The sequence below is a fragment of the Pantoea ananatis PA13 genome, assembly GCF_000233595.1.
Taxonomy (GTDB): Bacteria; Pseudomonadota; Gammaproteobacteria; order Enterobacterales; family Enterobacteriaceae; genus Pantoea; species Pantoea ananatis.
On sequence record NC_017554.1, the window covers coordinates 1,137,126 to 1,148,934 of the forward strand.

The following is an 11,809-nucleotide window of genomic DNA, read 5'->3' on the forward strand; positions in this document are numbered from 1 at the left end:
TCCTGACTGACTGACTGACTGACTGACTGACTGACTGACTGACTGACTGACTGACTGACTGACTGACTGACTGACTGACTGACTAGGTTGCGAGCGCGTTACGCGGGAAGACGTCTGCGTTGCCCCGGCGCGGCGCGTCTGCAGCGCCAGCGACGTTTTCGGCAAGGGCTGGCGGCTCCATCTCTGCTCCATCATTCACACAAACTCCAGCAATCTATTCTGCTTATCATCCTGCCACTTTCGGGGAGGATAAGATGAAGACGCTGAACTATATCGCTAAATATGTTGAATATAACCTCAAAATCGTCAGGTGTTTTTTAATTAGCGACGTACTTTTCCATACGCAACGACTGCGCCCGTTGTTAAACAGAGAGCCGGATCTGATTCATCCTGTCACGTTGAATGAAAAAATGTGCTACAGGCTGCTCTATGACAGGAAGCCGCTTTATACGCTGCTGGCAGATAAGCTCGCTGTCCGTCACTACGTTTCCAGCCGCACGGATGAAGTCACGGTCGCGCCCTTAATTAAGACCTATAAAAGCACCAAAGAGATTGATTTTGCCGCGTTGCCCGATACCTTCGTTTTAAAGTGCAATCACGACAGTGGCAGCACGATAATCTGCAAAGACAAAACGGCGTTCGATAGTCAGTCTGCTTTATTAACGCTGGATTTAGCCCTGAAAAAGAACATGTATTACTGCACGCGAGAGTGGCAATACAAAGACATTACGCCCACCATTCTGTGTGAAGAATATATTGAACTGTTTGAGGGAAGGGACAGAAGCACTACGCCCGAAATGTTGCGTATTCACTGCTTCGATGGCAATGCGAGCATTATCGAAGCCGACTTTACTGATGAACAGGGCAGGGAGTACGTGAATGTGTACAACAGAAAATGGGAACTGCAGCCCTTCCAGATAGCCTATCCCCATCATCCTTTTTTTATACCGGAACCGGCGCTGTTTTATCGCGCCCTCTCTGCTGCGCAGGCGTTGGCAAAAGATATCGACTATTGCCGGGTCGATTTAATGCTAAAGGACGACAGCCTGTACTTCAGCGAGATCACGCTTACGCCACAGCGCGGTAAGCTCAAAATCATTCCCCAGGAATGGGACGCGATACTTGGCGCGATGTGGCAACAGCAGGCGTACCATAAAACCTTCCGCCTGCCTTCAAGCCCAGAGGTGGACTTGCGCTAGTCAGCGTCAGGCCAGCGCAGTAAAAAAAGGGAGCCGCCCTGGGATGATGTGCGGTAACGAATATCGCCCCCATGAGCCTGCATAATCGCCTTCGCGACGGATAAACCCAGCCCACATCCCGCCGGGTTTATCGCACGACCTGCGGCGCCGCGTTGAAACGGCTCAAACATATGACGCTGGAAATCGTCGGGCACGCCCGGCCCCGTATCTTCCACCTCAATAAAAAACAGGTTGTCCCGATGTCCGCTTCGGACCCTGACGATGCCCGGCGTGGCGTAATTAAGCGCGTTATCAAATAAAATGGTCAGGCACTGAATAATGCGCAGCGGATCACACCGCGTAACGGCATTATTTTGCTCAATGATGAGGTTAAATCCCTGCTCCTGAAACGGGTGACCAAACGATGCGCCAACGTTTTCCAGCACGTCGCTCATTGCCACGGCTTTCACATCCAGCGTAAAGGATCCGCCCTCTGCCGCTCCCACGACGCGCAAATCGTCGATAAGCCGTGATAATCCTTCTGTCTGCCGCAGCAGGCTTTTGAACAACGGCGGATCGGGTTCAAACACCTCTTCAACCAGCCCCTGCAGCCTGCCGCGTAAAATCGTGACCGGCGTTCTGAGTTCATGGGCGATCGCTGCATTCCAGGACTTTCTTTGGTTGTCCAGCGTCTGCAGCTTTTCCGCCATTTCGTTAAAGTCCCTGACTAACGTATTCACCTCCCCCAAGCTGCTCTGACTGTTTGCGGCGCGGGCGCTCAAATCGCCCTGAGAAATCCGGCGCAAACTGGTGGCAACGGAACTCAGGGGATTCAGTATCTTGGCGGAGAGTTTGAAAGCAAACAGTAAGGCAATCAGGAAGCTGATTATCGAGCTGATAGCGATCCAGACCCAGTCAAAGACCGTCATGCTTTCACTGTTGCTGGCGGACAAACCGCCGGGGAAGTTTTCAATAATGAAGCTGTAAAACAGATAGGAACCGACCACGGCCACAATAATGATGGTGAACGTCAGGGACAGCATAAACAGAAGAATTTGCCGACTGAGCGCTTTATCTTTATTCACTTCTGTTCACCCAGCCGATAGCCTATCCCACGAATGCTTTCCGGTACGCCGTTTAAGCCACAGCCTTCAAATTTTTTACGCAACTTACTCATGTGGCTGTCTACGGTTCTGTCGAGCGTGTCGCTTTCGGGCAGGCAGGCATTGAGCAGCTCTTCACGGCTGAAGACCTTACGGGGATATTTTGCCATGTGCGTCAGAAGCTTGAATTCTGTGGTGGTCAGCACCGGCGTAAACGTCTGTCCACCGCTATGGATCTCCACACAGAACTCATCGGTGTAGATGGTCATAAAGCGGGTTCTGATCAGGGATTGAGGGACAGCCTGATTTTTTGCTCTGCGCAGCACGGCCTCAATACGGGCGACCACTTCCGAAGGATTAAAGGGTTTAACGATATAGTCATCGGCACCCAGGCGAAGCCCCATCAGCTTATCAATATCCTGATCCAGCGCGGTCACCATGATCACCGGCGTGTTGCTTTCTTTACGCAACGTTGAAAGCACATTCCAGCCATCGATTAGCGGCAACTGGATATCCAGCAGCACCAGGTCAGGCTGTAAGGTTTTAATTAAGGCCAGAGCGCTTTCCCCCTCTGCCGCATGTACCGCTTTCATTCCGGCGCGTTTGATATAACTCATTAATATATCAGAGATTTCAAAGTCATCCTCTGCCACAAGGATTAGATTGTCGTTGCTCATAACGCCCTCAAAATTAAAAACACCTGTTGCGGATGATGGGGCAGCACAGCCGGAGGAGAAGCGCGTCCTTTCATCAGGAACATTACGCCTGTCATGACAGGCAGACCAGCAAAAGCACTGCGCACAGCATGAAACCCGCAATCAAACCTTAGCCAAAAGCAACGTCACGCGGCGACAGAAAGCATGGAACGCCGATTAGCTGATGCACCACTCTCTTTGCAGGATGGCGTAAACCTGCGTATTTTCATAAATCGCGATGCCATTGTGATCCGTGAATGACACATGCTCTTTAAAGCATCCTTCCAGCCGCATCCCCAAACGCTGACATAATCGCTGCGAACCCGCGTTGTCATCGGCGACATAGGCATAAATCCGCCTGACATTTTTTATCCGAAATAAATAATTAAACAGGCAGATTGCGGCTTCCTGAGCATAGCCATGGCCTTGATAGGCAGGATTCAGATACCATCCCACGTTCCGGGTACGGGCATCCGGTTCTTCGTCATCACAGGCAAAAAGATGACCGATTAAGTTGCCTGTCTGTTGCAGACACAGGGCAAACTGCGTGGCGTCAATGCTCCTTTTCCGCGCCTCCTTGACGGCGGCCTCAAGATCGGCCAGTTTCTCATCGAAAAAGCAGGCCGGATAAGGCGCGGATAAATAATTTAACAGGCCCTGAGCATCCTGTTGCAAAAAACGCCTGATGAAGAGGCGTTCACTTTCAGCTATTTTCATCTCAAACCCTTTCCCGGGATAAAATAAAGGAGAATACCTTGTAATTTTGTGTCCAGATAATCTCTGTCCCTGTCAAAGTTCAGCATATATTATGTCCTGCGCTTTTAAATTGTCTATCGAATATATTGCGCTGTGTGCGACGTTTTTTTATTTTTACCGATCCATACTCTCTCCATAAACTTTACATAATAGGTCATTGTCAGGCGGGTACACTCCGGAATAATGCGCATTATTGGAGAGTATTCGTGATGACGCCGCGTAATTTAGTGAGGTCCGGTTTTTGCTTTTTATTTTTGCTGCTGTTCACCACCGGTTTGCATCCTTCCGGCGTCACACCGCTACAGCAAGCGTTAAGCGTTAAGGGGAGAAGCGTGATCGCGACGATGTATCGGCCTGTGAAAAAGATTAATCGCCATGAGCGAAACGCCCAGACGCCGTTCTGGGAGGCGGTCACCACCAATGCGCTGGCCTGCCGGGGCGGGCGCGTGACCCGGCTCCTGTATAAGGCCGCGCTGCGCCGACTAAAGGAGGCGTAATGCACACAGCAAACAAGCCAGTTACCACCACGATGAATTGACAGACTGGCGTCTCACTCTAAAAAGCACGCACACGTGTGTGGCTTACAGCGTAACAGGTGACGGTTTTCTGCCCTCATCTTTTTTATATTCAGTCAGGGTAAATCATGCCTCAGTTTTTTATTAATCGACCGGTATTTGCCTGGGTTATTGCCGTTTTTATTATTTTGTTTGGCCTGCTCTCCATTCCAAAATTACCCGTAGCGCTTTATCCCTCGGTGGCACCGCCGACGATCAGCATCACCGCCTCATATCCGGGATCAACGCCGGAAACCATGAACAACAGCGTGGTGGCGCTGATTGAGCGTGAGCTTTCATCGGCAAAGCACGTGCTGTATTACGAATCGTCCAGCGATACCAGCGGTATGGCATCCATTACGGTGACTTTTGCGCCCGGCACCGATCCTGAGCTGGCTCAGGTTGATGTGCAAAACCGTATCAAAGTGATTGAGCCGCGCCTGCCCCAGGCCGTGCGGCAGAATGGCCTGAGCGTTGAGGCCTCGGGCGCTAACTTTTTGATGATCGTCGGGCTGACGTCTAAAGATGGCAAACTCACTGAAGCCGATCTGAGCGACTACTTTTCACGCAATATCACGGAAGAGCTTCGTCGTATTGAAGGCGTGGGCCGCGTGCAGCTGTTTGGCGCAGAGAAAGCGATGCGGGTCTGGGTCGATCCGGTCAAGCTTAGCCAGTATCGCCTGACCGTCAGCGATATCAGTCGGGCAATCAACACGGAAAATACCCAGATCGCGCCCGGACGGACCGGTGACGCACCGGCGGTTGCTGGCCAGCAGGTCAGCTATCCGCTACTGGTCAAAGGCCAGCTTGGTTCACCCCAGGAATTCGCTAGTATTACCCTGCGCGCCAATCCGGATGGATCTCGCGTGGTGCTGAGCGACGTGGCGCGGGTTGAGCTCGGATCGCAAACCTACAGTTTTGCCACCCGTGAAAACGGACGCGTCTCTACCGCGGCAGCGATTCAGCTTTCGCCAGGCGCCAATGCGGTTAAAACCGCAGAGCGGATCAAACTCCGTCTGAACGAGCTGCGTCAGGCTATGCCAGAGGGAATGGCTTACAGCATTCCGTTTGATACGACGCCCTTCGTGAAGATCTCGATTGAGAAGGTCATTCATACCTTTATCGAAGCCATGATACTGGTCTTCCTTGTGATGTATCTGTTCTTACAGAATGTTCGCTATACCTTTATCCCGGCGATTGTTGCGCCGATTGCGCTGCTGGGCACCTTTACCGTGATGCTGCTGGCGGGATTCTCGGTCAACGTATTAACCATGTTCGGTATGGTGCTGGCGATTGGAATCATCGTTGACGATGCGATAGTGGTGGTGGAAAACGTCGAACGAATCATGACGGAAGAGGGGCTGGGCCCGAAAGCGGCAACGCAAAAGGCGATGAAGGAGATTACCGGTGCGGTCATCGGGATTACGCTGGTCCTCAGCGCGGTCTTTATCCCGATGGCGATGGCCAGTGGTTCCGTTGGGGCGATATACCGGCAGTTTACGCTCTCAATGGCGGTTTCTATCCTGATCTCCGCCTTCCTGGCGCTCAGCCTGACGCCGGCGCTGTGTGCCACGCTGTTAAAACCTGTTGATCGGCATGCTCATCATAAAAAGGGCTTCTTTGGCTGGTTCAACCATAAGTTTGCAGCAATGACTTACCTTTACGGCCAGGGCGTAAGCCGTTTATTAAAACGGGTAGGCGGTGCGTTAGCGGTTTATGCGGCGCTGTGCCTGCTGTTCTTTCTGGCGATAAAAAACCTGCCGTCTTCGTTTCTGCCGGAGGAGGATCAGGGCTACTTTATGACCTCCATTCAGCTCCCCTCGGACGCGACCAGCGAACGCACGCTGAACGTGGTAAAAGCTTTTGAACAGCAGGTGCTTTCAAGCCCGGCGATGCAGTCAACTATCGCGATAATGGGGTTCAGCTTTGCGGGTTCCGGGCCTAACTCCGCCATGGCTTTCACCACCTTAAAAGGATGGGAAGATCGTCAGGGGGCCACCGCCTTTTCTGAAGCCGCGCGCGCGCAGAAAGTGATGTCAGCGAATCCTGAAGCGGAAACCTTTAATCTGATCCCCCCGGCTATTGACGAGCTGGGGAACTCATCGGGCTTTACGTTGCGCCTGCAGGATCGCGGCGGCAAAGGCTATGCGGCGCTGAAGAAGGCGGAGGAGCAGTTACTGGCGCTTGCGGCGAAAAGTTCTGTCGTCCGGGATGTGTACGTTGACGGCTTACCCGATGGGCAGATGATCCGGCTTAATATCGATCGACAAAAAGCCTTTGCGATGGGCGTGGCTTTTGATGAGATCAGCCAGACGCTTTCCGGCGCGATAGGTTCGCTTTACGTCAATGATTTTCCCAACAGCGATCGTATGCAGCAGGTCATCATTCAGGCCGATGCGAAATATCGTATGCAACCCGAGGATATTCTCAGGTTATACGTGCGCAATGCGTCCGGCGGAATGGCACCGCTCGCTGAGTTTGTTGATGCGGAGTGGGAAACCTCCCCGTTGCAGCTGGTTCGTTATCAGGGTTATCAGTCAATCAAGATAACCGGCAATCCCGCACACGGCTATTCAAGTGGCGATGCGCTGAACGAGATGAGCCGGCTGGCGAAACAACTGCCAGAAGGCTTTGCAATAGCGTGGACCGGTGGCTCGTTACAGGAGCAGCAATCGGCCTCTGAAGCGCCTATGCTGATGGTGCTGTCCATGCTGGTGGTGTTCCTGGTGCTGGCGGCGCTTTATGAAAGCTGGTCAGTGCCGGTCTCCGTTATGCTGGTCGTGCCGCTTGGCCTGTTGGGCGCGGTCATTGCCGTCAGCCTGATGGATATGCAGAACGACGTATTCTTCAAAGTTGGCATGATTACGATTATTGGACTGTCGGCAAAAAATGCCATTCTGATTGTCGAATTTGCTAAACAGATGCACGAAGGCGGCAAAGGGCTGGTTGAGGCAACGCTGGAAGCCTCGCGGATGCGTTTACGCCCGATCCTGATGACGTCGCTGGCCTTTACCCTGGGCGTGGTACCTTTGATACTGGCTAGCGGAGCAAGTGCCAGAACGCAGCAGGCGATCGGCAGTGGCGTATTTGGTGGGATGATCAGCGGCACGCTGCTGGCCATATTCTTTGTACCCCTGTTCTATTTTTCAGTGATGAAGGCGGTCGAAAAACTAAAACCGAAGCAGCGCTAAGCGCCTCTGAATCAGGCCGGGCGAGGGCAACATAGCCATTCGTCCGCTTGTCGGGTCAGATAGCGTATTAGGTCGTTAAGATGGCGTGATGATCTTTACTGCTGTGACGTGACGTGACGTGACTGCGCCGCTGGCGTCAGTGCATGAGGGATGGCTGAGGAAACCGATTAGCGGTGCGGCATTCTGGCTTCGAACGCTTTGCCACTAAAGCGGGCATATTGCCCTGTAAGGCGCCAGAAGGCAGGCTGAGTCTCGGTGTAGATTTCAGCGGCCAGCACCAGACGGCGCTGCACATCTTCAGTCAGGTCAAGCTGTGTCCAGGGAATAAAGTAGCGTTGGCTGTCAGTCAACAACAACCACATTGGAGAACCACAGCCGGGGCAAAAATAGCGTTTACCCTGTAAAGACGAGGTGAAACATGAGGGCGAGGCTGACTGCCTGAGTAATGCTGGCGCACTGGCCGCTTCCATGTACATGGCAATCCCGCCTGACCATTTTTGACACAACGTGCAATGACAGGCATGCACGTTCAGTTCATCGATCTCGACGGCGAACTGACACTCACCACAAAGGCAACGCCCGGTAAATGTTGTCAAAACCATCCTTGTACCCCAGAGCGGTAAATATGCGGGTGATAAAAAAGCCAGCTCTGAGAGCTGGCTTAACACGAGTGCGTCGGAATTAGAATTGATAAACCAGGCCGACGGCCAGAATATTGTCAGTTGAAATGCCCGCTGCCTGAGTGAAGTCGGTTTCATCCAGCAGGTTGATTTTATAATCGATGATGGCTGACATATTTTTGTTGAAGTAATAGGCCGCACCTAAATCAACATATTTCACTAAATCCCGGTCGCCAAAGCCTTCAAGATCTTTCCCTTTTGATTGCAGATACGCGATGCTGGGGCGCAGACCAAAGTCGAACTGATACTGCGCAACGACTTCGAAATTCTGTGCTTTGTTGGCGAAACCTGGGTTGCCATTACCAACGCGTGTGGCATTGTAGGTTTGGGTATATTGTGCCGCCAGATAAACGGCATTGGCATCGTATTTCAGCGCGGCTGAATACGTTTCGGCATTATCACCCTCACCCAATGCCAGACCGTTCTGGTCCAGTGTGCGTTTGGAATGAGAATAGGCCACACCGGCATTTATGCCCAGAGGAGAGGCATAGGTCACTGCTGCACCGTAGCCGTCGCCGTTTTGCTTCGCAGCATTACGGTTATTATTCGTCACACTGTTGCCTTCACCATCAGCACCGCCGTTTCTGCCTTGATACTGTAAGGCAAAGTTAAGTCCGGATACCAGGCCAAAGAAGTCGGTATTACGGTAGGTCGCCAGGCCATTGGCACGCTGTTGCATAAAATTATCGGAGCCATAGGTGTCGCCGCCAAACTCCGGCAACACGTCGGTCCAGGAGGTAACATCGTAAACCACGCCGTAGTTACGGCCGTAGTTGAACGAACCATAGTCACCGTATTTGAGCCCCGCGAAGCCTAAGCGCGTCCATGACTGGCTCTCAGATTTTTCATCGCGGTTCGCCTGCATGTTGTATTCCCACTGACCAAATCCGGTCAGTTGGTCGGTGATCTGCGTTTCCCCTTTTACACCGAGGCGAGCATATGAATTGTCACCACGCTCACCTTTATCACTGGTGAAATAGTGCAATCCCTGCATTTTACCGTAGAGATCTAATTTATTACCGTCTTTGTTATAGATTTCTGCAGCATTTGTTACACCTGCTGCTAACAATGTAGTTACTGCCACTGCAACTAATTTAAGTTTCATGAGAGAAATCCTGTAGTTTTATTTTATATTAACCAGAGCCACTGATGGATGAGGCGCGCTTAAATGGCTCACTATTTTTAAATGACAATGCGGTATGAATTCAATGATAAGTTTCCTGCCATTTCGATTTATTTGTGTTTGTATGATCTGCGTCTAAATAGAAGGTCTGATGTGTTTTTTGTTTGTCTTGATATTATTGTTTTTATATTGTCGTTGTTGCTATTTTTTTAATATTCCGTTGTTTTTTATGGGTTATTTGTTTTGTTCTTATTATGACTTTTTTGTTAATTGTTTTTCTGGCATTCTCTGTTTTTTATAACTTCATTAATAAAAGAATAAAGATGAGGGAAGTGTTTTTACGTAATTAAAGTTTTTTCATTTATTGACACTGAAGGTGAGATCTTACCCTGAGAGACGGATTAATAATGTACAGCGTTTATTTGCGCTTTGTTAAAATAGTGTTTAATAAGAACGAGGTGTTTGAAAAAGTGGATATGTTTATCACAAGTATTTGTTAACCGTGTTTATCTTCCCGGATCTACGTCCTCAGCAAAACTGTTGAGTTTCTCAACATCCATTCACCGTTAACTGCCTCACATCTTCACTTTCAGAATGAAATGGTTAATCAATCTCTCTTTTCTTTTTGAAAAGCTCCCATTTTTTATTCGTGATAATTATCACTCTTATGCGACCACATGTCTGGGGCATTGAGGCTATGAAATATCATAAAATCAAATGATTATATTTTTTGATTGTTATTCTTTCGGTGTTGGCACGCACGCTGCAATACATTCTGCGTATTCAACACAGGAGAAGTTTACATGGCATATAAAATTTTGCTCCCTCAGGAAATAATGGCAGAAGGGCGCGCTTATTTAGAAAGTCGCGGTTATGAGCTGATTACCGGTTCAGGTATGGAAGAAGACGACATTATTCGTGATATTCCTGACTGCGACGGCATTATTGTGCGGCTATCAAAAATGTCTGACCGCGTTTTTGAGGCAGCAAAGAAACTGAAAGTCGTCGCCCGGCACGGCGCGGGCTACGACACTGTTGACCTTGAGTCGGCCAAACGTCATGGCGTTGTTGTTCTGAACGCGCCCGTTGCTAACAGCATGTCCGTAGCAGAACTGGCTATTTTCTACATGTTGCACTGCTCGCGTAACTTCAGGCTGGTTGAAGAGAAGATGCTGGAGGATTACTACTGGGCTAAATTGCGCACGCCAAAGGTCGAACTGGACGGTAAAACGCTTGGTTTAGTGGGCGTCGGTAATATTGGCTCGCGCGTCGCGCTCAAAGCGCTGCACGGTTTCAACATGAAAGTCATTGCTTACGATCCCTATAAAACCCAGGCGGAAATGCCAGAAGGCGTGGAGCGTACCGAGGACTTTGACCGCATTTTTCAGGAAAGTGACTTTGTCTCTCTGCATTGTCCAACCACCTCGGAAACCCAGGATTTCGTCGGCGAAAAGCAATTTGCCATGATGAAGCCCACTGCATATTTCATTAATACCGCTCGCGGCAAGCTTGTGGATGAAAAAGCGCTGTATCACGCGCTCGCTAACCATCTTATCGCCGGTGCCGGCCTGGACGTCTTAAAGAAAGAACCCTTCGACCCGAACGATCCTGTTTTCTCACTCAGTAATGTCGTGATTGGTCCGCATATTGGTGCCGCCACAAAAGAAGCCACTGACAGAGCTTCACTGCATACCGCAATCGGTATTGATGAGGTTTTGTCTGGTAAAAAACCCACCTGGCCCGTTCCTGGCTTTGGAGAATAAGATGACTATTGGCAATCGTATTTATTTAAAACGTCCTGAAGGCAACCCTGAATTACTCAAAGCGTACGCGCAACTGCCCGCTGCGAATATTGCGGACACCATGAATCGTATTGCCGTACTGGGCAACGGTATTCAGCGTATTTCTTCACCACAAAAACCGGTCATGGCGGGTTATGCCATTACCGTTAAAGCCCGGGCTGGCGACAACCTGATGCTTCACGCAGCACTGGATATGGCCACGGAAAACGACGTCATCGTGGTATCCAACGAAGGCGACCGTTCTCGGGCGTTGATGGGCGAAATCATGGTGGCTTACGCCCATCACTGCAAGAAAATCGCCGGTATCGTTCTGGATGGGCCCATCCGCGATATTGATGCCTTATCGGTACTGGACTTTCCTCTGTTTGCCACGGGGTCAAACCCGGCTGGCCCGTTTAAAGAAGGCCCCGGCGAGGTCAATACGCCGATTGCCGTTGGCGGGGTTGCGGTATCGCCCGGCGATCTCATTGTCGGTGATGCGGATGGCGTGATTGTTGTTCCCTTGGGTGATGCGGAAGCCTTGCTTGAAAAAGCAAAAGCCTATTCAAAATTTGACGCGAGCAAAGTCGAGGCGGCCAAAAACGGAACCGCAAACCGCGCCTGGGTCAGAAAAACACTGGATGAGAAGCGCGTTGAGTTCATTGACGACGTATTTCGTTAGTCTGCCTGGCTAACATCGACTAGCTCAAGCCACGGAAGCCATGCTTCCGTGGTGATAAAGCAAAGG

10 protein-coding genes are annotated in these 11,809 nt (G+C 50.7%); 5 read left to right on the forward strand and 5 right to left on the reverse strand.

All coding sequences use genetic code 11. The features are described from left to right. Nucleotides 1-254: 254 nt before the first annotated feature. The gene (locus PAGR_RS05500; protein WP_014605213.1) at nt 255-1,199 is read left to right on the forward strand and encodes an ATP-grasp fold amidoligase family protein; all 945 of its coding nucleotides are present in this window, start codon (nt 255-257) and stop codon (nt 1,197-1,199) included. Here PAGR_RS05500 and PAGR_RS05505 read toward each other — a convergent pair. From PAGR_RS05505 to PAGR_RS05515, 3 genes are all read right to left on the reverse strand, one after another. Then, nucleotides 1,196-2,263 carry an ATP-binding protein gene (locus PAGR_RS05505; RefSeq protein ID WP_014605214.1) on the reverse strand — a complete coding sequence of 356 codons (1,068 nt, stop codon included), beginning with the start codon at nt 2,261-2,263 and terminating at the stop codon, nt 1,196-1,198. The two genes, PAGR_RS05500 and PAGR_RS05505, sit on opposite strands and share 4 nt — an antisense overlap. Beyond that, nucleotides 2,260-2,958, reverse strand: coding sequence for a response regulator (locus PAGR_RS05510; RefSeq protein WP_014594389.1), 699 nt, complete (start codon nt 2,956-2,958; stop codon nt 2,260-2,262). The genes PAGR_RS05505 and PAGR_RS05510 overlap by 4 nt, the downstream gene beginning before the upstream one ends. A gap of 195 nt (nt 2,959-3,153) precedes the next feature. After that, on the reverse strand, nt 3,154-3,693 hold the full coding sequence (locus tag PAGR_RS05515; protein ID WP_014605215.1) for a GNAT family N-acetyltransferase: 540 nt from the start codon (nt 3,691-3,693) through the stop codon (nt 3,154-3,156). Nucleotides 3,694-3,941: 248 nt separating this feature from the next. On the opposite strand from PAGR_RS05515, the gene PAGR_RS05520 reads away from it, so the two are divergent. Further along, nucleotides 3,942-4,229 carry a hypothetical protein gene (locus tag PAGR_RS05520; RefSeq protein WP_041930876.1) on the forward strand — a complete coding sequence of 96 codons (288 nt, stop codon included), beginning with the start codon at nt 3,942-3,944 and terminating at the stop codon, nt 4,227-4,229. A 146-nt stretch (nt 4,230-4,375) separates the two neighbouring features. Next, nucleotides 4,376-7,477: a multidrug efflux RND transporter permease subunit gene (locus PAGR_RS05525; RefSeq protein ID WP_014605216.1), complete on the forward strand. Its 3,102-nt coding sequence runs from the start codon at nt 4,376-4,378 to the stop codon at nt 7,475-7,477. Between the two features lie 167 nt (nt 7,478-7,644). Here PAGR_RS05525 and PAGR_RS05530 read toward each other — a convergent pair whose 3' ends face one another. Continuing rightward, a complete protein-coding gene (locus tag PAGR_RS05530) occupies nt 7,645-8,073 on the reverse strand; it encodes a GFA family protein (protein WP_026021031.1) in 429 nt (142 codons plus the stop codon). 85 nt (nt 8,074-8,158) lie between these two features. After that, nucleotides 8,159-9,262, reverse strand: coding sequence for a porin OmpC (gene ompC / locus PAGR_RS05535; RefSeq protein ID WP_014605218.1), 1,104 nt, complete (start codon nt 9,260-9,262; stop codon nt 8,159-8,161). Between the two features lie 821 nt (nt 9,263-10,083). Between ompC and PAGR_RS05540 the strand changes: the two genes are divergently transcribed. Then, on the forward strand, nt 10,084-11,043 hold the full coding sequence (locus PAGR_RS05540; RefSeq protein WP_014594384.1) for a hydroxyacid dehydrogenase: 960 nt from the start codon (nt 10,084-10,086) through the stop codon (nt 11,041-11,043). A gap of 1 nt (nt 11,044) precedes the next feature. Continuing rightward, nucleotides 11,045-11,743, forward strand: coding sequence for an RraA family protein (locus tag PAGR_RS05545; RefSeq protein WP_014605219.1), 699 nt, complete (start codon nt 11,045-11,047; stop codon nt 11,741-11,743). Nucleotides 11,744-11,809 lie beyond the last annotated feature (66 nt).

Bases quoted from the DNA above. Each gene is read 5' to 3' on its own strand.
- PAGR_RS05540 (WP_014594384.1), top strand. From the start codon at position 10,084: ATGGCATATAAAATTTTGCTCCCTCAGGAAATAATGGCAGAAGGGCGC.
- PAGR_RS05545 (WP_014605219.1), top strand. From the start codon at position 11,045: ATGACTATTGGCAATCGTATTTATTTAAAACGTCCTGAAGGCAACCCT.
- PAGR_RS05510 (WP_014594389.1), bottom strand. From the start codon at position 2,958: ATGAGCAACGACAATCTAATCCTTGTGGCAGAGGATGACTTTGAAATC.
- PAGR_RS05515 (WP_014605215.1), bottom strand. From the start codon at position 3,693: ATGAAAATAGCTGAAAGTGAACGCCTCTTCATCAGGCGTTTTTTGCAA.
- PAGR_RS05520 (WP_041930876.1), top strand. From the start codon at position 3,942: ATGACGCCGCGTAATTTAGTGAGGTCCGGTTTTTGCTTTTTATTTTTG.
- ompC (WP_014605218.1), bottom strand. From the start codon at position 9,262: ATGAAACTTAAATTAGTTGCAGTGGCAGTAACTACATTGTTAGCAGCA.
- PAGR_RS05525 (WP_014605216.1), top strand. From the start codon at position 4,376: ATGCCTCAGTTTTTTATTAATCGACCGGTATTTGCCTGGGTTATTGCC.
- PAGR_RS05500 (WP_014605213.1), top strand. From the start codon at position 255: ATGAAGACGCTGAACTATATCGCTAAATATGTTGAATATAACCTCAAA.